The organism is Geothermobacter hydrogeniphilus (genome assembly GCF_002898515.1).
Taxonomy (GTDB): Bacteria; Desulfobacterota; Desulfuromonadia; order Desulfuromonadales; family Geothermobacteraceae; genus Geothermobacter_A.
Genome location: NZ_PPFX01000005.1, coordinates 102,715 through 123,939 on the forward strand (window position 1 = coordinate 102,715; position 21,225 = coordinate 123,939).

The 21,225-nt window shown below is 60.9% G+C and carries 20 protein-coding genes; 1 reads left to right on the top strand and 19 read right to left on the bottom strand.

The features are described from left to right. Positions 1–53: 53 nt before the first annotated feature. The 16 genes from C2E25_RS03880 to C2E25_RS03955 form a co-directional block, all read right to left on the bottom strand. Entirely contained in the window at positions 54–1,319 is a 1,266-nt protein-coding gene (locus C2E25_RS03880) for a M16 family metallopeptidase (protein WP_103114477.1), read from the bottom strand. Between the two features lie 15 nt (positions 1,320–1,334). Then, complete coding sequence (pnp, locus tag C2E25_RS03885) at positions 1,335–3,434, bottom strand: polyribonucleotide nucleotidyltransferase (RefSeq protein ID WP_103114478.1); 2,100 nt, start codon at positions 3,432–3,434, stop codon at positions 1,335–1,337. A gap of 209 nt (positions 3,435–3,643) precedes the next feature. Continuing rightward, entirely contained in the window at positions 3,644–3,910 is a 267-nt protein-coding gene (gene rpsO / locus C2E25_RS03890) for a 30S ribosomal protein S15 (RefSeq protein ID WP_085008561.1), read from the bottom strand. Between the two features lie 115 nt (positions 3,911–4,025). Next, positions 4,026–4,934 (bottom strand): tRNA pseudouridine(55) synthase TruB, encoded by a 909-nt coding sequence (gene truB / locus C2E25_RS03895; RefSeq protein WP_103114479.1) that lies wholly within the window; start codon positions 4,932–4,934, stop codon positions 4,026–4,028. Beyond that, positions 4,931–5,908 (bottom strand): DHH family phosphoesterase, encoded by a 978-nt coding sequence (locus tag C2E25_RS03900; RefSeq protein WP_233189325.1) that lies wholly within the window; start codon positions 5,906–5,908, stop codon positions 4,931–4,933. Before C2E25_RS03900 ends, truB begins: the two co-directional genes overlap by 4 nt. Next, on the bottom strand, positions 5,868–6,236 hold the full coding sequence (gene rbfA / locus C2E25_RS03905; RefSeq protein ID WP_103114481.1) for a 30S ribosome-binding factor RbfA: 369 nt from the start codon (positions 6,234–6,236) through the stop codon (positions 5,868–5,870). Before rbfA ends, C2E25_RS03900 begins: the two co-directional genes overlap by 41 nt. 23 nt (positions 6,237–6,259) lie before the next feature. Continuing rightward, positions 6,260–6,568, bottom strand: a complete 309-nt coding sequence (locus C2E25_RS03910) for a DUF503 domain-containing protein (protein WP_103114482.1) — start codon at positions 6,566–6,568, stop codon at positions 6,260–6,262. Between the two features lie 54 nt (positions 6,569–6,622). Next, positions 6,623–9,391 carry a translation initiation factor IF-2 gene (gene infB / locus C2E25_RS03915; RefSeq protein WP_103114483.1) on the bottom strand — a complete coding sequence of 923 codons (2,769 nt, stop codon included), beginning with the start codon at positions 9,389–9,391 and terminating at the stop codon, positions 6,623–6,625. Further along, entirely contained in the window at positions 9,391–9,981 is a 591-nt protein-coding gene (locus C2E25_RS03920; RefSeq protein WP_158247116.1) for a DUF448 domain-containing protein, read from the bottom strand. Before C2E25_RS03920 ends, infB begins: the two co-directional genes overlap by 1 nt. Positions 9,982–9,988: 7 nt before the next feature. Further along, on the bottom strand, positions 9,989–11,302 hold the full coding sequence (gene nusA, locus C2E25_RS03925; protein ID WP_103114485.1) for a transcription termination factor NusA: 1,314 nt from the start codon (positions 11,300–11,302) through the stop codon (positions 9,989–9,991). A gap of 38 nt (positions 11,303–11,340) precedes the next feature. Next, positions 11,341–11,829: a ribosome maturation factor RimP gene (gene rimP / locus C2E25_RS03930; RefSeq protein WP_103114502.1), complete on the bottom strand. Its 489-nt coding sequence runs from the start codon at positions 11,827–11,829 to the stop codon at positions 11,341–11,343. Between the two features lie 120 nt (positions 11,830–11,949). Further along, on the bottom strand, positions 11,950–13,227 hold the full coding sequence (locus C2E25_RS03935; protein WP_103114486.1) for a class I SAM-dependent RNA methyltransferase: 1,278 nt from the start codon (positions 13,225–13,227) through the stop codon (positions 11,950–11,952). Further along, positions 13,227–13,625: a hypothetical protein gene (locus C2E25_RS03940; RefSeq protein ID WP_103114487.1), complete on the bottom strand. Its 399-nt coding sequence runs from the start codon at positions 13,623–13,625 to the stop codon at positions 13,227–13,229. The genes C2E25_RS03935 and C2E25_RS03940 overlap by 1 nt, the downstream gene beginning before the upstream one ends. Positions 13,626–13,631: 6 nt before the next feature. After that, positions 13,632–14,393, bottom strand: coding sequence for an RNA methyltransferase (locus C2E25_RS03945; protein ID WP_103114488.1), 762 nt, complete (start codon positions 14,391–14,393; stop codon positions 13,632–13,634). Continuing rightward, positions 14,390–15,154 carry an RsmE family RNA methyltransferase gene (locus C2E25_RS03950; protein ID WP_158247117.1) on the bottom strand — a complete coding sequence of 255 codons (765 nt, stop codon included), beginning with the start codon at positions 15,152–15,154 and terminating at the stop codon, positions 14,390–14,392. Before C2E25_RS03950 ends, C2E25_RS03945 begins: the two co-directional genes overlap by 4 nt. Continuing rightward, positions 15,132–15,551: a DNA polymerase III subunit chi gene (locus tag C2E25_RS03955; RefSeq protein WP_103114490.1), complete on the bottom strand. Its 420-nt coding sequence runs from the start codon at positions 15,549–15,551 to the stop codon at positions 15,132–15,134. Before C2E25_RS03955 ends, C2E25_RS03950 begins: the two co-directional genes overlap by 23 nt. 87 nt (positions 15,552–15,638) lie before the next feature. Between C2E25_RS03955 and C2E25_RS03960 the strand changes: the two genes are divergently transcribed. Beyond that, positions 15,639–16,220 carry a Slp family lipoprotein gene (locus C2E25_RS03960; RefSeq protein ID WP_158247118.1) on the top strand — a complete coding sequence of 194 codons (582 nt, stop codon included), beginning with the start codon at positions 15,639–15,641 and terminating at the stop codon, positions 16,218–16,220. A gap of 142 nt (positions 16,221–16,362) precedes the next feature. On the opposite strand, the gene C2E25_RS03965 is transcribed toward C2E25_RS03960, so the two are convergent. The 3 genes from C2E25_RS03965 to glnD are packed head-to-tail and all read right to left on the bottom strand — an operon-like array spanning position 16,363 to position 21,221. Beyond that, positions 16,363–17,574, bottom strand: a complete 1,212-nt coding sequence (locus C2E25_RS03965; protein ID WP_103114492.1) for a cofactor-independent phosphoglycerate mutase — start codon at positions 17,572–17,574, stop codon at positions 16,363–16,365. Positions 17,575–17,592: 18 nt separating this feature from the next. Then, a complete protein-coding gene (xerD, locus tag C2E25_RS03970; protein WP_103114493.1) occupies positions 17,593–18,480 on the bottom strand; it encodes a site-specific tyrosine recombinase XerD in 888 nt (295 codons plus the stop codon). Positions 18,481–18,509: 29 nt separating this feature from the next. Continuing rightward, a complete protein-coding gene (gene glnD, locus C2E25_RS03975; protein ID WP_103114494.1) occupies positions 18,510–21,221 on the bottom strand; it encodes a [protein-PII] uridylyltransferase in 2,712 nt (903 codons plus the stop codon). Positions 21,222–21,225: the final 4 nt, after the last annotated feature.

Sequence of the window (21,225 nt, forward strand, 5' to 3'; positions counted from 1 at the left end):
TTGAAAAACGCAGGCAGGCCAATGACTTGTGCTATTCGTTGGCAATGTACTCACTAATTCGGGTCTAAGCTTAAATCGAACATCGGAAAACCGCTCACCTCCAGTTTGCCGAGAAACTGCAGGTTGAGACTCCGGTTGGTGAAAAGTTCGGCGGCCAGTTGACGCACATCCTCCGCGGTCACCCGGTCAAACTGTTCAATAACGGTGTCAATTTCAAGTTGTCCACCGAGATAATACTGATTTTTGGCCAGTCGGCTCATCCGGTTGTCGGTGCTTTCCAGGGAAAGAATCAGGTTGCCCTTCAACTGCTCACGGATGTCATGGAGCAGGTCATCTTCAACCGGCTCTTCCTTGAGGCGCCGCATTTCCGCCAGCACCAGGCGGATGGCATCCGCTGAATCGGTCGGCGACGTGGCGGAATAGACCACCTGGCAACCACTGTCGACATGACAGTTGAGGTAACTGTAGACAGAATAGGCAAGTCCGCGTTCCTCGCGGATCACCTGAAAAAGGCGGGAACTCATGCCGCCGCCGAGTATGGCGTTGAGCAAAAAACCGGCAAAACGGTCGGGATGGTTCTGCGGCAATGCCCTGGTCCCGAGGCAGAAATGAACCTGTTCCAGATCCCGATGTTCAAGACTGACCCGACGTTGGGGTTCAAATCCGCCGCCGCCGGCGGGAAGGGAGCCGGCAGGCAGACTCCCAAGCAACCGTTCAACATCATTGAGAAGGAGATCGTGATTGACCGCCCCCGCGGCGCAGACCATCAGGTTTCGACCGACGAAACGCTGGTCGCGATAGTCGATCAGCTGCTGTCGCTGCAACCCGGAAACGGTTTTCGCCGTGCCGGCCGTCGGCAGACCGAGCGGATGTTTTTTCCAGAACAGCTGGCAGAAAAGATCATGGATGCAATCCTCGGGAGCATCCTCCACCATGTGCAGTTCCTGGAGAATAACCTTCCTTTCTTTTTCCACCTCTTCGGGATCGAAGGTCGAATCGAGGATGATGTCAGCCAGCAGATCAAGCGCCATGGGCAGCTTGTCTCCCATGACCTTGGCATAAAAACAGCTGAATTCACGCGTGGTGAAGGCATTGAGAAAACCACCGACCGCGTCGATCTCCCGGGCGATGGCACGAGCCGTGCGACGGGTCGTCCCCTTGAACAACATGTGTTCGACAAAGTGAGCGACGCCGTTGTGCTCAAAAGGTTCGTGCCGGGAACCATTCGCGACCCATAAACCTATGGATACGGAATGGACTCCCGGCACGTATTCGGTAATGACCCGCAGGCCATTCTGCAGCGTCGTGGACTGAATCATGTCCCGCCGCTGATATTACTTCTCTTCCGGGGCGGATTCGCCGAGGGCTTCCTTACGGGAGAGCTTGATTTTACCCTGGCGATCGATGCCGATGCATTTGACCAGCACCGAGTCCCCTTCCTTGAGGATGTCGGTCACGGCCTTGACCCGCTCTTTGGCGAGTTCGGAGATATGCACCAGGCCGTCGGTTCCGGGAATAATTTCGACGAAAGCGCCGAATTCCATGATCCGCTTGACTGTCCCCTGGTAAAGCTTGCCGACTTCCGGCTCTTCGGTCAGGTCGCGAATCATTTTCTTGGCAGCCTCGGCGGCGGCGGCATCGGAGGAGAAGACCTTGACTTTGCCGTCGTCCTCGATGTCGATCTGGCAGCCGGTCGCCTCGATGATGCCGCGGATGGTCTTGCCGCCGGAACCGATGACGGTGCGCACCTGCTCGGGCTTGACCTGGACGATGGTGATGCGCGGAGCGTTTGGCGCCAGTTCGGTACGCGGAGCCTGCAGCGCTTCAGCCATCTTGCCGAGAATATGAATCCGGCCTTCTCGGGCCTGTTCCAGCGCCTGTTTCATGATCGCCTTGTCGACCCCGGTGATCTTGATGTCCATCTGCAGGGCGGCGACGCCGTCTTTGGTGCCGGTCACCTTGAAGTCCATGTCGCCGAGATGATCCTCGTCACCGAGGATATCGGAGAGAATGGCGATATCGTCCCCTTCCTTGATCAGGCCCATGGCGATACCGGCCACCGCGTCCTTGGTGGGTACGCCGCCGTCCATCAGAGCGAGGGAGGAACCGCAGACGCTGGCCATCGACGAAGAGCCGTTCGACTCGAGAATGTCGGAAACCAGGCGGATGGTGTAGGGGAAATCGTCATGCTCCGGCAGGATCTTGGCAACCGACCGCTCGGCCAGCATGCCGTGACCGATCTCGCGCCGGCCGGGGAAGAGCCGCATGCTGGTCTCACCGACGCAGAACGGCGGGAAATTGTAATGCAGCAGAAATTTCTTGAATTCCATGCCCTGGATATTGTCCATCCGCTGCTCGTCCATCGAGGTGCCGAGCGCCACCGCCACCAGCGCCTGGGTTTCCCCACGGGTGAACAGCGCGCTGCCGTGGGCGTTGGGGAGTACGCCGACTTCACAGCTGATGGGGCGCACGGTGGTCATGTCGCGACCATCGATCCGCACTTTCTCTTTAGTGACCATCTGCCGCACCAGACGTTTGGCGATGGCACCGAGGATGTTGCCGATCTCATCAGAGCGGCCCTCGTAGGCTTCGGCAAGGGCTTCCTTGACATCAGCCTTGACCTGGTCGATGGCGGCGTAGCGCTCCTGCTTGGTCTGGATGCGCACCGCCTCGGCGAGACGGGCTTCGGCCAGCTCGACAACCTTCGCTTCCAGTTCGGCGTCGACCTCGGCGACTTCAAAGGGACGCTTCTCGTTGCCGACCAGCTGCTGCAGCTTGAGCTGCAGGTCGATCAGCGGCTGCAGGGCCTCGTGACCGAAGAAGATCGCTTCAAGCATCTCATCTTCGGAAATCAGGTCGGCCTCGCCTTCAACCATCATCACCGCGTTGCGCGAACCGGAAACGACGATTTCGATGTCGCTCTCCTGCTGCTGTTCCAGGGTCGGGTTGGCGATCAGCTTCCCGCCGACACGGCCGACGCGCACGGCGGCGATCGGACCCTCGAAGGGAATATCGGACACGACCACGGCGGCCGAGGCCCCGACCATCGCCAGGGTATCGGGATCGTTGACGCAGTCGGCCGAAATGACGGTCGGCATGATCTGGGTTTCGAACAGGTAACCCTTGGGAAAGAGCGGCCGCATCGGACGATCGATCAACCGGCAGATCAGGGTTTCACGCTCCGTCGCGCCGCGTTCGCGGCGGAAAAAGGAGCCGGGAATCTTGCCGGCGGCATAGAACTTTTCCTGGTAATTGACGGTCAGGGGAAAGAAATCCTGACCTTCGCGCATTTTTCGCGCCGAGACAACCGTACAGAGCACCTTGGTGCCACCATAACTGATGACCACCGCTCCGTCGGCCTGACGAGCCATTTTTCCTGTTTCAAGGGACAGCGGTTGTCCATTGAATTCTACTTCTACCTTGTGATAGGCCATGTGAGTTCCTCCTCAAGCCTGTTGGGGCATCGATCGATGAAAAGGCAGGTTCTTCGTCGCGGACAAGGACCGGCTGAAGGAGGATGGCCTGAGACAGAATTCGTGCCGCAATGTCGCGACAGCAAACCCTCTCTTAGGACAACCTCCACCGAACCCAAAAAAAACGAAGGGCAACCGCCCTTCGCCCAGACGAAGAACCTGTTGCCCGATCAGCGACGGATGCCGAGTTCCTTGATAATCGTCCGATAACGCTCAACATCCTTTTTCTTCAGGTAGTCGAGCAGACGACGGCGTTGACCGACGATCTTCAGCAGGCCACGTCGGGAATGATGATCCTTCTTGTGGGTGCGGAAATGATCCGTCAGATAGGTGATGCGCTCAGAAAGCAGGGCGATCTGGACTTCGGGAGACCCGGTGTCACCCTCGTGCTTCTGGAATTTGTTGATGATTTCCTGTTTACGTTCCGTGGCGAACACGTTGCCACCTCCTTCTTACGTGATGTGTTGATTCATGCCGGCCATACCGGCGTTCAGAGTACCGGACCTTTTAACACAAAACCCCCGGCCTGTAAAGCACGGAGAGCCTGCCCGTTCAGGTATTAAACACCTTGCAGAGCTCAAAATCACCCCTTTTCTCCCGTTCGCGAGCTGGCGCGAACCGGGCCATCGCCAGTAGTTGTCCCTCGGTGGCCAGGCAGACCAGTTCGCCGGCCTCGGGCGGACGGTCGAAAGCGACATCCACGGCGGCCGGAGGCACGCCATGGGCCAGACGCTGCCGCGCGGAGCAGGACAACTGTCCCACCGGATATCCGGACATGGCCTGCAGCGGACTCAACAGGCGCGGATGGGGAGTGCTCCAGTCCCAGGTTTCAATCGTCTCCAGCGGCAGGGCGTCATCCAGGCTGAAGGGGCCGCTGGCCAGGCGCCGCAACGCCGTCAGGTGTGCCCCGCAGCCGAGCTCGCGGCCGATGTCATCGGCCAGGGTCCGCACATAGGTTCCCTTGGAACAATAGACCTCGAAACTGACATCGTCACCCTCGACCGCCAGCAGCTTCAGCTCGCGGATCTCAATCTGCCGGGCCTTCCGTTCGACCTCGGCTCCCCGGCGGGCGAGCTTGTACAGAGGAACTCCGTCACGCTTGAGAGCTGAATACATCGGAGGAACCTGCATGACAAGGCCGGTGTGGGCGGCAAAAACCTCATCCAGCCGGTTGTGGATCCCGTCATCCGGACGGGTCTGCGCGATCACCCTGCCGGTCTTGTCGAGAGTGTCGGTGGCGATGCCGAGACACATGACGGCCCGATAACGTTTCCAGTCGCCGAGCAGGTATTCAAGCAGCCGGGTCGCGTCCCCGACCGCCACCGGCAGCAGTCCTGTGGCGAACGGGTCGAGAGTGCCGCCGTGTCCGACCCGTTTGATCTTCAGGGAACGACGCACACGTCGGACAACATCGAAGGAACTGAGCCCCTCGGGTTTATCGATCAGCAGTAGTCCGGTCATTGATTGGGGAGCAGTTCACCGAGACGTTCAAACACCTGTCGGCGGATGGCAGCAGCGGTCCCTTTAAGCAGGGCGCCGGCTGCATTGTGGTGCCCGCCACCACCGAACTCGCGGGCCAGGGCCCCGACATCAACATGTCCCTTGGAACGAAACCCGACCTTGAATTGTCCGGCATCGACCTGGCGGAAGAAAACCGCCACTTCGACCCCTTCGATGGAACGGGGATAATTGATGAAGCGATCGGTATGCTCGGCCGTCGCTCCGGTTGCGGCGAGCATCTCGCCGGTCACCGTCAGAGCGGCAAAACGACCGCAGGGAGAAACCTCCAGGGTCTGCAATGCCAGACCGAGCAGCTTCAGGCTCACCTCTTCCTGGCTTTCATAGAGACCGGAGGCCACCTTCCAGGGATCGACGCCCATCGCCACCAGCTTTCCGGCGACCTCGAAACTCTCCGGGTCCGCATTTGAGTAACGGAAGGATCCGGTATCGGACAGAATGGCGGTGTAGATACAGAGCGCGACCGGATAATCGATGGCGTAGCCGAGTTCGTTCAGCAGGCGGTAAATCAGGATGCCGGTGGCGCTGGCTTTGACATCAACATAGTTGATTTCACCAAAGCTTTCGGAGTGGGGATGGTGATCGATATTGACCAGTCGGGCGCAGCGGTCACGCAGTTCGGTCCCGGCACGACGCAACTCTCCGGCATCAAGCACCAGTCCAAGGTCAAAGGAACGCCCGGCCGGCAGCTCACGGATCAACGCGTCACTTCCCGGAAGAAAACGCAGATCACCGGGAACCTCGTCGCGATTGTAGGCAACCACCTCTTTGCCGATTTTTTTCAGGGCGTTGTAAAGGGCGAGCGTGGAGGATATCGCATCTCCGTCCGGACTCGAGTGAGAGGCGATCAGGATAGAGTGGCTGCTGTTGATCAGTTCACTTATCTTCTGCAGCATCATCCCGGTCTTTGTTGACATCCCGGATCAGGGATTCGATGTGGTTTCCGTAGGCGATCGACTTATCGTACTGGAAAACAATCTCCGGCACGGTGCGCAGATGCAGAACCCGTCCGAGCTGTCGGCGGATGAACCCGGCGGCACTCTGCAGGGCACGACCGGAGTCCTTCTGTGCCGCCTCGTCACCAATCACCGTGTAATGGACCTTGGCATGCTGCACATCCCTGCTGACATCAACGGCGGTGATGGTGACAAAACCGAGCCGGGGATCTTTCAATTCAAACTGGATCAGGCGCGAGATTTCCTGGTGCAGAACCTCGGCAACCCTTTGTGAACGCTGGAATTCCACGTAATATTTTTCTCCATTTAAAATCAACCGGCCTCGACAACTCCGGAGTAATGCAGCAATTCGAAATGCCTGAGACCGGTTTCCGCCAGGCCGGAACGGGCGATTTCCTCCTCCAGACAGTCGGCCAGCCGTTCAATCGGAGCAGATTCGACCCCGACCACAACGATACCGAGACCGGCCCGCTGCCAGCAATCCTGATGATCAACCTCGGCGATACTGATCGGAAAACGGTTGCGCAGCCGGGCAATCAGCTTTTTCAGCAGCCCGCGCTTCTCCTTCAGGCTCTGAGGGCCGTGCAGCAGCAGCTCCAGCCGCAGAATACCGACAACCATTCCCCAACCCCGTCCCTTCGCTCCGCGCGGCAGCAGAAGCCGCCGCAGCAGGCATCAGTCAAGCGTGGTTGCAATCTCTTCGATTTCGAAGGCTTCAATGATATCACCGACCTTGACATCATTGTAGTTCTCCAGCCCGATACCGCATTCGTAACCGGCCTGAACTTCGCGGGCGTCATCCTTGAAACGCTTGAGGCTGTTGAGCTTGCCTTCCCAGATGACCACGCTGTCGCGCACCAGGCGAACCTGGGCGTTGCGAGAAACCTTGCCGTCAAGGACGTAGCAGCCGGCAACGGTGCCGACCTTGGATACGTGGAAGGTATCACGGACTTCGACGCGACCGAGGGCGACTTCCTTAAGGGTCGGCGCCAGCAGACCTTCCATGGCGCTCTTCACGTCCGCCACGGCATCGTAGATGATGCTGTAAAGGCGGATATCGACCCCTTCGTGCTCGGCCAGGCTTGCGGCCTTCGGTTCGGGACGGACATTGAAGCCGATAATGATCGCGTCGGACGCGGTCGCCAGAGTGACATCGCTCTCGATGATGCCGCCGACCCCGGTATGAATGACCACCAGTCGGCAGATATCGTTGGAGAGCTTGACCAGCGCATCCCTGACCGCCTCGACGGAACCCTGAACGTCGGCCTTGAGAATGACCTTGAGTTCCTTGACATCCCCTTCCTGGAGACGGGCGTAAAGCTGGTCAAGAGACACCTTGCTGGTTTTGGCCAGCTCGGCTTCGCGCTGTTTCTGGGCGCGATGCTGGGCAACCTCCTTGGCCGCCTTTTCATCATCAAGGGCATTGAAGGTGTCACCGGCGTCGGGAACGCCCGAAAGGCCGGTCACCTCAACCGGCGTCGAAGGTCCGGCCTCCTGAACCTGCTCGCCGCGGTCATTGGTCATGGTCCGCACCCGTCCGTAGTGAGCGCCTGACACCAGCGGGTCGCCGATGCGCAGGGTGCCCTCCTGAACCAGCAGGGTTGCCACCGGTCCGCGGCCCTTGTCGAGACGGGCCTCGACGATGGCACCGCAACCATGCTTATTGGCATTGGCCTTGAGATCGAGCACCTCGGCCTGCAGCAGGATCATCTCCAGCAGACCGTCGATATTGGTCTTTTCCTTGGCCGACACCTCGACAAAGATGGTATCACCGCCCCAGTCTTCAGGGACCAGTTCAAACTCGGTCAGTTCCTGCTTGACCTTCTCCGGGTTGGCGCCCGGCTTGTCGATCTTGTTGACCGCAACGATGATCGGCACCCCGGCGGCCTTGGCATGGTTGATCGCCTCGCGGGTCTGCGGCATGACGCCGTCATCGGCGGCCACGACCAGGATCACGATATCGGTCACGCTGGTCCCGCGGGCACGCATGGCGGTGAATGCCTCATGGCCGGGAGTGTCGAGGAAGGCGATCTTCCTGCCGTCCAGTTCAACGTCGTAGGCACCGATATGCTGGGTGATGCCGCCGGCCTCGCCGGCGATCACATTGGTCGCGCGGATGGCATCGAGCAGACTGGTCTTGCCGTGATCGACATGGCCCATGATGGTGACCACCGGCGGCCGCGGTTCGAGATCTTCAGGTTTGTCTTCACCGACAGCAGCCTTGTCGACGTTGAGGATGGTTTCCTCGTTGAAACCGACATTTTCGACCTCGTAGTTGAACTCCGAAGCGAGGATGGCGGCGGTTTCGTAATCGAGGGGATGGTTGATGGTCACCATATTCCCCTGGCTCATCAGTTCCCGGATCAGGTCATTGGCCTTGACCCCCATGCGCTTCGCCAGCTCGCCGACGGTGATGACATCGGAAATTCTGATCTTGCGCTTGATCGCCTTGGACACGGTGATTTCGGTCTTCTTCTGCTGCTTGCCGGAACGCTTGGCGCGACGATAACGGTCGGTCCGGTCCGGCTCGAAGACCTCCATGCGGGCGCGTTTGCTGCGACGTTCATGCCGATCGACACCCGCCGGACCATCGCCGCCCTTGCCCTTCTTCTTGCGTTTGTTGCGGGTTTCCTTGCCGCCGGGGATATCACCCACCGGCGCCGGCGCCGGACCGGGCGCGGGTCTTCCGGGACGGGCGGGGGCCCCCGGACGCCCCGGGGCATTGCCGGCAGGTCGGCGACCCGGCTGACCTCCGGAGGGACGCCCCTGACGACGCTGTTGCGGTGCCGCCTGCGGTAGTTCGACCCGGCCGAGGATCTTGGCGCGATTCGGGGAAGCTTTTTCAACCACGGCGGGCGCGGACGGCTCGGACGTCGCGGTTTCAGGCGCTGCCGACTTTTCCGCGGCAGCGGGCGCGGCACTCTCGACCTCGACCTCGGCCTTACCCTCGACCTTGGCTTCAGCCTTGCCCCCGGTCTTGACCGTTTTCTCGGTGGACGCCTCCGGAGCAGCCTCAACCGCCGGTTCTTCAACAGTCGGCTCAACGTCAATCTGCGGGGCGGAATCGGTCGTTGCCGGTGCCGCTTCTTCAGCGGCAGTGGCAGCAGCGGACGACGCGTCGGCGGCAGGCGCTTCAGGCGCAGCCGCGGCGGTTGCCGCTTTATCGACGGACTCGGGTTCGGCAACCGGCTCCGGCTTGGGCTCCGGCTTGGGAACCTCCTTGCGACGGCGGCGAATCAACCCCGAGGAGATGCGGCGTTCCTCGATGATGGCCGGTTTTTCCTCGGCCTGTTCTCTGCCGGCTTCAAACTTCTGCACGGCATCTGCTTCGAGCACACTCATATGCGTCTTCGCCTCAATGCCGGCATCCTTGAGCCTGGCCAGCAGATCCTTGTTCTCGAGCCCGAGCTTCTGCGCCAATTCGTAAACCCTGATCTTTGACATTAACAATCCCCTGCAATCTGATCGTATCTTGAAAACTCGTACAGCAGTTTTTCAGCTATCGGCCCCGACCTCAAGGCCAGAACACTACGTTCCGCTCGTCCACACAGGACGCCCAACCGGCTCTTGTCAAGCCAGTCCGGCTGTCTGACAGGTCTGTTACCGGCAGCGAGACAGACCTTGTTGCCGATTCCGGCCGAAACATCCTTCGCCAGCAGCACCAGGGCGATATCGCTACCCCGCTGCAGTTCACCAAGGACAAGATTGCTGCCGCCGACTCCCTGGCCGGCCTTGCGCGCCATGCCGATGAGATTGTCGATGGTCTGACGCTGCTGATCGGCAACCCGGGCCAGCAACTGCTGACCATCAACACGCAACTCGCGCTTGAAGGAACGACTGAACCCGCCTTTCGCTGCGGCCTGCAGCAGACATTGCCGGCGGGCGCAGACATAGGCTCCGCGGCCCGGAAGCTTGCGCCGGTAGTCGACCAGCAAGGTTCCGTCCGGGGCCGGGACAAAACGGATCAGGCGGTGCTGATCGAAGGTCTCACGACATCCGAGACAGGTCCGCTGCGGCTTGTGCCCGGCGGCCACCAGCGACCTACTCCTGCTCCCCGCTGCCGGCGTCATCGTCCTCCGCCGCGGCGAAAACGCCGAGTTCCTGGAGTTTATCCAGCAGTTCCTGCTTGCTCATGCCGCTGCGTCCGGCGAGCTTGTGTTCCTTGGCCAGTTCATACAACTGATCACGGCTCAACTCGGCGGGATCGGTTACGGTGGTCGGCTCGGCAGCGGTGTCCTCAGCCGCGACATCGGCCACAGCCTCTTCCTCAACCGCGACATTGTCGAAATTGGCGTTCTCGATCTCTTCTTCGAGCTCGGCTTCAGCGGCCCGGGTCTCACTCTTGATATCGATCTTCCAACTGGTCAAACGGGCAGCCAGGCGAACATTCTGCCCCTTCTTGCCGATGGCCAGGGAAAGTTGATCATCCGGGACAATGACCTCCAGCGCCTGTTCCTCGTTGTCAACATAGACCCGCGTCACCTCGGCCGGTGACAGAGCGCTGCAGGCGAAACGGGCGATATCGGGAGTCCAGGGAATGATGTCGATCTTTTCACCGCGCAATTCGGAGACAACATTCTGCACCCGGGAACCACGCATCCCGACACAGGCGCCGACCGGATCGACATCGGAGTCGTGGGACACCACGGCGATCTTGGCGCGACTGCCCGGCTCACGGGCGACACCGACAATTTCGACGATACCCTCGCTGATCTCGGGAACTTCGGTCTTGAACAGGGAAGCCACCAGACCGGGAGCGGTACGCGAGAGAATGATCTGCGGCCCCTTGGTCGACATGCGGACATCGGCGACATAGGCCCGAACCCGATCCCCCTGGCGATAGTTCTCGCGCGGCACCTGCTCACGATGCGGCAGCAGGGCCTCGGCACGACCGAGATCGACGATCAGGTCGCCACGCTCGTAACGTCGCACGATACCGTTGACCAGTTCCCCGATCCGGTCCTTGAACTCGTTGAAAATCCCTTCCCGCTCGGCTTCCCGGACCTTCTGGATAATAACCTGCTTGGCGGTCTGGGCGGCAATGCGGCTGAACCCGGTGGCGTCCATCTTCATACCGAGAGAGTCGCCGATTTCAACCTCGGGATCGATCTCGCGTGCTTCTTCGATATCGATTTCCCGGTAGGAATCTTCCACCTCGTCAACCACGGTCACGAACTCGAACAATTCGACCTCGCCGACCTCATCGTTGAACTGCGCCTCAAGGTCACGGGTATTGCGGTATTTCTTGTTGGCGGCCGAGAGGATGGCGGCCTCCAGGGCTTCCACGAGGACGGACCGGTCAATGCCCTTGTCCTTGACCACCTGGTCAATAATCTGGTTCAGGTTCTGCTCCATCAATATCCCCCTGTATCAGGACTGTCTTTTGTTCTCTGTCAGAATTGCGGGTCGAGATTGGCTTCCGCCAACTCGTCATAACGGAAAGTCACTTCACCGCCCCGCTTGTCCTGCTGGGCAATGGTCAGGCTCTCACCGTCAGCCCGCTGCAGGATACCGCGAAAGGTCTTCCGGGCGTGGCCGCGATGATCCGGGTCGAGAGGGTCCCGACTTTTGACCCGGATCCGCTCACCGACAAAACGCGCGAAATCGGCGGCTTTTTTCAGCGGCCGATCGAGTCCCGGCGATGAAACCTCAAGCCGGTAAGCATGCGGAATCAGGCCCTCGACCTCAAGCAGCGGATCAACTTCACGGCTCAGATCGGCACAATCATCAAGGGTCACGCCGCCCGGCTTGTCGATGAACAGGCGCAGAAACCAGTCCGAGCGCTCCCGCTTGTATTCAACATCGACCAGTTCCAGGCCGAATTCTTCGATAATCGGGGCTACCAGCTCGGCAACCCGCTCTGTCATGACTTGCTGTACCACCCGTATCCCCAAAATAAAAAAAGCGAGCTGAAAGCTCACTTTTCGAGTGAACGGTAAAACCTGACATGTCTTAGCATGAAGGGACTGAAAGTGCAAGAGAAAAAGCTCCCGCGGGACCTGTTATCCGGCTTCGATCAGGGAAAGACTTTCAAGGTGATAGGTCTGCGGGAAGAGGTCGGCGGCGCGGGCGGAGAGCAGCCGGTAACCCTGGCCGAGCAGGGGATTCAGATCACGGGCCAGAGTCATCGGATCGCAGGAGATGTAAAGGATTCGCCGCGGGCGGTGGCTCAGCAGCGCGCGCGTGACTTCCCGGGCGCCGCCGCGGGGCGGATCAAGAACGACCAGATCGTAGGTCGTGTCGGCTTGACGCAGGAAGCGGGCGGCGTCGGCGACGAAAAACGCGGCATTGCCGATACCGTTGACCGCGGCATTCTTCCGTGCCTGCTCAATCGACGGCGCATGGGCTTCGACGCCGTCAATCCGGGCGACCCGCCTGGCCAGCGGCAGGCTGAGATTGCCCATGCCGCAGAACAGGTCAAGCACCCGCTCGTCTCCCTGCAGCCTGAGCATCTCCAGGGCGGCGGCGACCAGTTGCCGGTTCTGTTCGAGATGCACCTGGGCAAAACCGCCCGGCCCGTAACCGAGCCGGAGGGGCGGATCATCGACCCGGATCTCCAAGTCGGGCGGACCGACCAGCTGCCGCAGGGTCTGTTTGCGTCCCGACTGGGAAAAAAGCGCCCAGCCGGCGTCTTCCGCCGCCGCCCGCAACCGCGGCCCGGCGCCTGCCCCGGCGGGGGCGATATCATGGACCACCAGCCGCAGCCGATCATGGTCGTCACAACCGACGTCGACCTGCGGAACCCGGTCCGGGCGGGGGACCCGCGGCAGCAGGTCACGCAACCAGGGGAGAACCCGGTTGACGGCCTCGGCGGCAATCGGACAGTGATCGACGGCCTCAACGAAATGACTGCCGCGCCGATAGAAACCGATCGCAATCCCTTCCTTGAGAGCGTGACACTTGAACTGTACTCGGCTGCGATAATTCCAGGCCTGCCGCGCGGCGAGCAGGGGCTGCAGCGGCAACGCGTCACGCCGCAGCTGACGCCTGAGAATGTCGCTGAACAGGCGTTCCTTCCAGTGCTGCTGGGTCTGTTCATCGAGATGCTGCCAGTGGCAACCACCGCAGCGGCCGAAAACCGGGCAGCGCGGCCGGCACCGGCCTTCACCGGCTTCGAGCAGCTCCACCAGTTCGCCGCGCAGATAACGCCGTCGCCGCTCGGTCACCCGGCAGCGCACCAGATCGCCCGGAGTCGTCAGCGGAATGAAGACCGCCTGCCCCTGATGACGGCCGACCCCGTCACCACCGAAGGCGAGGCTCTCGATGCGGACCTCGATCATCAGCGTCCCGCGATCGTCAGCGGGTGGACTCGATGCGCGCGCAATCGGCTTTCGACCAGCCGTCGGGGAAACTCGGGGTGGCGCAGATAGGGTCCGGCGCTGCTCAGAAAGGCATCGATCATCCGACCGCGCACGGCCTCGACATCGGCCCCGGCGACCCCCATCCGTTCAAGGCTCTTTTCATAAACCACCCGCTCGCCCAGCCTGCGCCGGGCACGGTCAAACGCGCGTCGCGGGTCATCCTCGGCGGCAAACATCGCCTCCCGCAGCGGGACTTCGCAACGCACCAGGATCTTGATGCGATGATAGTCGCCGAAATAACGGTTGCCAAGATCGAAAAAGTCGAGCTTCAACCCACCTTCAAGGGGGATGCTGCGAAACGGTCCGGTTGCGGTCATCGTCTTTCACCCTTCACCACAGGATTTGCGCCTTTCCCCTTCGACCCAGTCGATCCGACTCCAGAGCCCCTGCAGGATGCGGACCTCGCGGGCGGAGAGCCCGGCCCGACCGAGAATCTGCCGGAAAGCGCGCAGGATATGATCAGGATTCTGCGGATCAAGAAATTCGATGTCGAGCAGCGTCCGGCGCATGTGACGAAACATCTGTTCAAGAGCCTCACCGGACGCGAGACGTTTGCCCCCGGCCGCCTTCCCCGCCAGTTCACCCCAGACCTTCTGCACCTCGTAGAGACAGACCGCCACGGCCTGGGCGAGGTTCATCGAGGCCACCGGCTCCCGGGTCGGAATGGTCATCAACCGCTGGCAGAGATCGAGTTCCTCGTTGTGCAGCCCCCGGTCCTCGCGGCCGAAGACCAGCGCCACCTGCCCGGCGGCACTCAACGGCAGAAAGTGCCGGGCCGCCTGATCCGGATGGAACAGGTTCTCCCGGTACTTGCCGAAACGACGGGTGGTGCCGATGCTGCAGGTGCAATCGGCGAGCGCCGTCGGCAGATCGGAAAAAACCTCCGCCCGCTCCAGCAGCGGAGCGGCCTTGACCGCCATCCGCCGGGAATCGTCACCGAGATGATCGACCTGCGGATTGACCAGCCGCAGACGACTGAGACCGAAATTGGCCATCACCCGACAGACCGAACCGATATTCAGTCCTCCCTGGGGCTCGACCAGGACCACCAGGATATTCTCCAGGCGGGCATTGACATCCTTCATCTGAAATCTCCAAGACAGGCCTGGGCCACGGCAATGGCGGCGATGGCCGCGGTTTCGGTCCGCAACAGACGGGGGCCGAGGCTGACGGGCTGGAAGCCGCGACGGACGGCCTCGGCCACCTCGGCATCGCTGAATCCACCCTCCGGACCGATCAGCAGCGCGAGGGATTCCGCACGGGACACCGCCAGCGCCTCTCCCATCTGTTGGGAACAGCCGCCCTCGTAGAGCATCAGCCGCAGGTCGGCACGACTTCCCATATCGAGCGCCTCGTTCCAACCGCAGCAGGTGTAGAGTTCCGGCAGTTCGGAGCGGCGGCATTGCCGCGCGGCGCGCAGCACCAGCTCCGGCCAGCGGTGCGACTTCTTCTGCCTGGCGTCCCGTTCGGCCAGGGAAATCGACCGCTCGGACTGGTAGGGGACGAGGCGGCCGGCACCCAGTTCAGTCGCCTTTTCCAGCACCAGCTCGAAACGTTCACGCTGCGGCAGGGCCTGAAAAAGGTCGATCCGCAGCGGTCCGGCCGGATTCCGTTTCAGAGGTTGAAACGGGACGACCCGCCAGCGCGCCCCGTCCCGCTCAAGCCGGCCCCGCCAGGCGGTCTGACGCGGATCGACGAAAGTGAGAATCTCTCCCGGCCTGGCCCGCCAGAGCCGCAGACGCTCAACGGCGGCGCCATCGAGGACAAGCGGCTCTTCGGCCACCGGGACCACGGGCAGCAGCAACCGGCTCGAATGACCACCGCTATTGCAGCATCTCGGGGGCAAAACCGGCCTCGCGGTAACGACTGAAGCGCTGTCGGGACTGCGCCGCCGCCCCGGGATCGTAGACCTCGGCAAAATCGATAACGATCTCGAAACGCCGCATGAATTCGAGTGAACAGTGCCCGCCCATGATCAGCACCTGGGCGGAGTTCGGGTTCTGTTCGCAACTGCCGATGACGACCGGTTCGGCATGGCACTCGACCGCGCCGTTGTCGTAGGCGTGGGGAACGAAAGAGCCTTTCTGCCAGCTCCACATGAAGCGGTCGAGGGTGACCCCCTGGTTTTCATCCATCACCGTCACCAGCACCCGATAGCCCTGGAGGTAGAAACGCTCGGCCAGTTCGCAGAGATGCCGGGCGCGTTCCGGCCGCTGAAGTTTGACGAAATAGGCTTTGGGCATAAGGCTTTCGATGTTAAAGCAAAACGGCAACGGTTCCGATATAATCAAATGAGAAATGCGTTTCTTCACAGCAGCAAAGGAGCCACCATGCGCAGATTCATTCTCCTGCTGATCCTTGTCGGTCTCACCGGCTGCGGACACGTGCTGTCGGAGCAGGCACGCAGCCGGGTCGACAGCGACGTCAACCTGGCCGAGGTTCGTGCTGATCCCGAGGCCTATCGGGGCAAAACCCTGCTGCTCGGCGGCGTCATCATGGGACTGGACAATGAACAGGAGGGTTCAGTCCTGGAGATCACCCCCTGGCGTCTCGACCGCTGGGGAGAACCGATCGACCTCGATGACGGCAGCGAACGCATCCTGGTTGAAAGCGACCGGCCGCTCGACCCGGCACGCTTTCTCACCGGCCGGATGATCACCTTCACCGCCGATGTCCGCGGTCAGCAGATCCGCTCCGACAACTACAGCGACCGCCGTTACCCTGTTTTCCATCTGCAGCGGGAATATCTCTGGGATACCCCTTTCCGCACCATGATTCATCCCGGTCCCAACCGCTACGCGCCGACCTACGTCGGACCGGACGCAAAACCGCGCAGCAACCCCTATGACCCGGGTTACTACGACGCGTATCCCTACACACCATATGATTTCCGCCCGGGACAGTTTTACTGACGGGAAGCGAATACCGCCGCGTCACCCAGGCTGAGCAAAAATGCCCAGATGCCAGGCGTCCGTACTCCCGCGGAATGAGGCGTACCGGAAGGTACGTCGTTGACGCGGGGGAACGGACAACGCCGCAGATGGGTGTTTTTCATCAGCCTGCTGAAACCTCACGTTCCAACAACCGCGGCAGCAGCTGATGGCCGACTTCAACCAGCCCGGTCGCGGCTGCTGACTTTTCGCTGTAGACCGCAGCGGTTTCTTCTTCCCCGCGACGCGAGTCGTAAAGCACGAAGGGAACCGGATCGGAAGTATGGGTCATTTTGCTGACCGGCGTCGGATGATCGGGCAGCACCAGCAGACGAAAATCATCCCCGCCGTTCAGTCCCTCCAGCACCCGGCCGACCACCTGGGCATCGAAATCCTCAATCGCCTGGATCTTGGCTTCCAGGTTTCCGGCATGAGCCGCCTCATCGGGGGCCTCAACATGCAGGTAGACGAAGTCGCGGCTCTTCAGAGCGGCAAGGGCGGCGTCAGCCTTGCCGCGATAATTGGTATCGATGTAACCGGTGGCACCGGGAACCTCGATGATGTCAAGCCCGGCATAGACACCGATGCCCTTGATCAGGTCGACGGCCGAGATCACCGCGCCGTTCAGGCCGTAGAGCTGCCGGTAATCGGCCAGTTGCGGTGCCCGCCCCTGTCCCCAGAGCCAGATCGAGTTGGCGGTCACCTCACCGGCCTCCTCGCGACGACGATTGAGCGGATGATTGGCGAGAATGATCTGCGCCTGGGTGGTGAGGTGAATCAGCTCTTCGGCCCCCTCCCCGCGCGGCAGGTGGTCGCCGACGCACTGATTGCTGATGTCATGCGGCGGCGTGCACTGCAGCCTGTCCTTGCCCCCCTTCCAGACCAGCAGATGACGGTAGGAAATACCGGGATGAAAGCTGAATTCATCATTCCCCAGATGGTCCTGGAGCGACGCGATCAGTTCACGGGCCTGGTCGGTAGGGATATGTCCGGCCGAGAAGTCCGACATGTAGAGGTGGGCGAAATGGGGCTCCAGATGCACCAGGTTGAGTCGGAAGGCGACATCTTCGGGAGCCAGTTCGACATGCATACTGGCGGCTTCGAGGGGAGAACGGCCACTGTAACAGTCGTGCGGATCGTAGCCGAACACCGACAAGTTGGCGACATCGCTGCCGGGATGAAAGCCGACCGGGACGGTTCGTGCCAGTCCCAGGGTGCCGGCGCCGGCCAGTCGGTCCAGGTGCGGCGTCGAAGCTTTTTCCAGCGGCGTCAGGCCGCCCAGTTCCTCCATCGGCTCGTCGGCCATGCCGTCACCGAGCAATACCAGGTATTTCATCTCTGTCCCCGTAGCGCGTCAACCGCGCGGATGATGTTTTTCATGCACCTTGCGCAGCCGCTCGCGGGTGACATGGGTGTAGATCTGGGTCGTCGCGATGTCGGCATGGCCGAGCATGGTCTGGACGGTCCGCAGATCGGCTCCATTTTCCAGCAGATGGGTGGCAAACGAATGGCGCAGGGTGTGTGGTGTAATGTTCTTGAAAATTCCCGCCTCGCGGGCGCGGCGCTTCATCATCTTCCAGAAGCCCTGGCGTGTCAAGCCCCGCCCGGATCGGTTGAGAAACAGCGCCTCGCTGGACTTGTCCTTCAGCAGTGAGGGCCGCGCCGCGTCGATATACATGACAACCGCCTCGGTGGCCGGCTCCCCCAGGGGAACCACCCGCTGCTTGGCGCCCTTGCCGCTGGCGCGCAGAAACCCGGCATCGAGATGCAGCTGTCCGAGCCGCAGGCCGACCAGTTCGGAAACCCGCAGGCCGGTGGCGTAGAGAACTTCGAGCATCGCCCGGTCGCGAACGGCAAGGGGTTCATCGCCACGCGGCGCAGCCAGCAGGCTGTCAACCTCGGCGATGGAGAGGATCCCGGGCAGAGCTGGAAGATTTTTCGGCGCTTCGATACGATCCGCCGGATTCTGCCGGCAATGATCCTCGGCATGCAGAAAGCGATGAAAATGACGCAGGCTGACCAGGGCCCGGGCCCGGCTGCGCGGCGCCAGCCCCTGTTGCTTGAGCAGCGCCAGGAAGCGCAGCAGGTGCACGGTGCGAATGGTGTCCGGCGCGGTGATGCCCTCTTCCTTCAGATAGGCGAGGTAGCGGACAAGATCGCGTCCGTAGCCGTCGAGGGTGTTTTTCGAGAGACCTTTTTCAACCACCAGATAATTCAGAAAAAGATCGAGGTATTGATCCATAACAGGCCGTCCAGGCAGGAAAAAAATTCCTAATCGACAGCGTCACTCCCTTCCGTCGTCTTCTCTTCCAGAACGTCAAGCAGCACACGGCGCAGTTCATCCAGCTTGTCGTCGGCCGTGATCTTCTGACCGAAGATGTCCTGCAGGTAAAAGGTGTCGGCCACCTGATCCACCTTGGTGGAAATTTTCGACACCCCGATATAGAGCCCCAGGTCGGCAAAACTGCGGGTTATTTCATAAAGCAGACCAACCCGGTCATGGGTATAGATATCGACCACCGTATAATCATCGGAAACCTCGGTATCGAACTCGACCCGGCTGGGATACTTGGGCAGCGCCTTTCCGCTCAGGAAACTGGGCGGCCTGCTCTTTTCGACCAGGGCATCAACCTGCAGCCGCCCCTCGATGACGGCGGTCAATTCCTGTTCAACCTTCTGCCAGCGGCGGGGGTTGTCAATAATTTCACCGTTGCTGCCGACCACCTGCAGCAGGTCAAAGGCCTCACCGTTTTTGTGCGTGTAGATCTGCGCGCCGAGAATACTCACCCCGTTGGCGGCCAGCACCCCGGCGACCAGGGAGAAAAGTCCCGGACTGTCCAGGGTCGAGAGCATCAGCTGCGAGAACTGGCTGCCGGGCTGATGCTCGACACGCATGGCCAGCGGCTTCTTGCCACGACCGAAATAGACCCGCAGGTGTTCGGTAATCTCCGGCGAACGGTGACTGAGCAGGTAACGACTGCCGAGCGAACGCAGCACCGCCTTCACCTTGCTGCGGCCGAAATCCTCGGCCAGGTTGTCGTAGACCTTGCGCTTGCGGTTGCGCACCCTTTCACTGCGGGCATCGGCGCGGAAATTACCGCGTTCGAGGGCATCGAAGGTCTTCTCGTACAGTTCCTGCAGCAGAAATCCCTTCCACTCCGACCAGACATCTGGCCCCACGGCCCGCAGGTCGGCGAAGGTCAGCAGGAAAAGCATCTTCAAATTCTCGGTCATCCCCATGCTGCGCGCCACCTGGTCGATCAGCTTGTCATCGTGCAGGTCGCGCCGTTGGGAGATGTGGGCCATTTCCAGGTGATGCAGCACCAGGAATTCGAGCCGCTTACTGTCCTCCTTGTTCAACCCCATGCGCCGGGCGATGGTCCTGACCAGTTTCGCCCCTTTTTCGCTGTGGTTTTTCCCCTCTCCCTTGCCGATATCATGGAACAGCACCGCCAGCAGCAGCAGTTCGCGTTTTTCGATATCATTGGCCACCGCGGTCAGCAGCGGTCGTTCTTCGGCATACTCTCCGGCCCAGAGTTTGAGGATTTCCTCGACCGCGAACAGGGTGTGAATATCGACCGTGTAGATGTGATAGGCGTCATGCTGCACACGACAATAGATACGTTCGAATTCGGGAATATAGGCGTTGAGAAAACACAGGTGATGCATATCCCGCAGGATCTGACCGCAGCTCTGCCCGCGCAGGATCTCGAAAAAATCCCGGTTCACCTCGCGAGAGCGACGGAACTGGTCATTGATCAGGTGCAGATGGTCCCGGATCAGGGTTTTCAGATCAAGACTGAGCACCACGCCATGGCGTTGCGCCAGCAGGAAGGCCCGCATCAGCAAAACCGGATTCTGTTCAAAAAGTTCAGGTTTGCCGGCGCGCAACTCGCGCCGCAGCAGGTAGAAACCGTCCTCCAGTTTGCGTTTCGAGAAGGAGGAAAAGAAACTGGGATTCTGATCCCGGTTGGCGGCCCGGTTGATCAATACCGAGGCGAGATGTTCAACCTGGGTGGCGTGGGAGTAGTAATCCTGCATGAACTCTTCGACCGCCGGCGCTTTTTTGCTGTCCCGGTAGCCGAGAAAACGGGCGATCTGCTCCTGCTGATCGAAATGCAGCTGATCGTTCTTGCGGCTGGAGAGGTAGTGCAGCTGGTTGCGGATGCGCCACAGGTAGTCGCAGGCGTTTTCAACCGCCTCTTTTTCCTGTTCGGTCATCACGCCCTTGATCACCAGTTCCCGCAGACCGGACGCCTTGAACTTGACCCGCAGAACCCACACCGCCGCCTGCAGGTCACGCAGCCCCCCCTCGCCTTCCTTGATATTCGGCTCCAGCAGGTAGACCGTGGACCCGTACTTGGTCAGGCGCCGCCTGCTCTCTTCCTGCTTGTGCCGGATGAACTGGTTGGAATTTTTCCCCAGCACAATACTGAGGACCTGTTTCTCGAAATCCTCAAACAAACTTTCGCTGCCGGCCAGGTAGCGGGCATCAAGCAGCGCGGTGCGGGCGGTGATATCCCGATCCGCCATTTCGATACAGTCGGAGGCGGTGCGAACACTGTAGCCGACATCGAGGGCAAGATCCCACAGCAGGTAGAGCATGCGCTCGGATATCTGTTCGGCGATGCTCCGATCCCTGCCGTGATAATAGAACATCAGGTCGATATCGGAACGGGGGTTGAGCTCGGCCCGCCCGTAACCGCCGATGGCCAGCAGGGCGCAGGCGACATCCTCGACCCCGGTCAGATCGACGGCCACGGCATGATAAAGGCGCCGGATGAGCTCATCGGTCATCACCGTCAGCAACCGGACCACCTCGCGGCCGGAGGCTCCCTGTTCATGCTGCCGACGGACAGCGGCCCGTTCCCGCTCAAGGTAGTCACGCGAGGCCTGCAGCAGCAGGACGCGTCGTTCCTCATAGGGAAGAGCGGTATCGGTCAACCGGGGAGAAGCGAAACAGCTGTCGATCGATGATGGCATTTCT

Excerpts from the sequence above, each read along its gene's own strand:
- C2E25_RS03940 (WP_103114487.1), bottom strand. The coding sequence starts at position 13,625 with ATGACCGCAACCGGACCGTTTCGCAGCATCCCCCTTGAAGGTGGGTTG.
- xerD (WP_103114493.1), bottom strand. The coding sequence starts at position 18,480 with ATGGATCAATACCTCGATCTTTTTCTGAATTATCTGGTGGTTGAAAAA.
- truB (WP_103114479.1), bottom strand. The coding sequence starts at position 4,934 with ATGACCGGACTACTGCTGATCGATAAACCCGAGGGGCTCAGTTCCTTC.
- infB (WP_103114483.1), bottom strand. The coding sequence starts at position 9,391 with ATGTCAAAGATCAGGGTTTACGAATTGGCGCAGAAGCTCGGGCTCGAG.
- C2E25_RS03935 (WP_103114486.1), bottom strand. The coding sequence starts at position 13,227 with ATGATCGAGGTCCGCATCGAGAGCCTCGCCTTCGGTGGTGACGGGGTC.
- glnD (WP_103114494.1), bottom strand. The coding sequence starts at position 21,221 with ATGCCATCATCGATCGACAGCTGTTTCGCTTCTCCCCGGTTGACCGAT.
- C2E25_RS03965 (WP_103114492.1), bottom strand. The coding sequence starts at position 17,574 with ATGAAATACCTGGTATTGCTCGGTGACGGCATGGCCGACGAGCCGATG.
- C2E25_RS03900 (WP_233189325.1), bottom strand. The coding sequence starts at position 5,908 with ATGTCAACAAAGACCGGGATGATGCTGCAGAAGATAAGTGAACTGATC.
- C2E25_RS03910 (WP_103114482.1), bottom strand. The coding sequence starts at position 6,568 with ATGGTTGTCGGTATTCTGCGGCTGGAGCTGCTGCTGCACGGCCCTCAG.
- C2E25_RS03960 (WP_158247118.1), top strand. The coding sequence starts at position 15,639 with ATGCGCAGATTCATTCTCCTGCTGATCCTTGTCGGTCTCACCGGCTGC.
- nusA (WP_103114485.1), bottom strand. The coding sequence starts at position 11,302 with ATGGAGCAGAACCTGAACCAGATTATTGACCAGGTGGTCAAGGACAAG.
- C2E25_RS03955 (WP_103114490.1), bottom strand. The coding sequence starts at position 15,551 with ATGCCCAAAGCCTATTTCGTCAAACTTCAGCGGCCGGAACGCGCCCGG.
- pnp (WP_103114478.1), bottom strand. The coding sequence starts at position 3,434 with ATGGCCTATCACAAGGTAGAAGTAGAATTCAATGGACAACCGCTGTCC.
- C2E25_RS03945 (WP_103114488.1), bottom strand. The coding sequence starts at position 14,393 with ATGAAGGATGTCAATGCCCGCCTGGAGAATATCCTGGTGGTCCTGGTC.
- C2E25_RS03880 (WP_103114477.1), bottom strand. The coding sequence starts at position 1,319 with ATGATTCAGTCCACGACGCTGCAGAATGGCCTGCGGGTCATTACCGAA.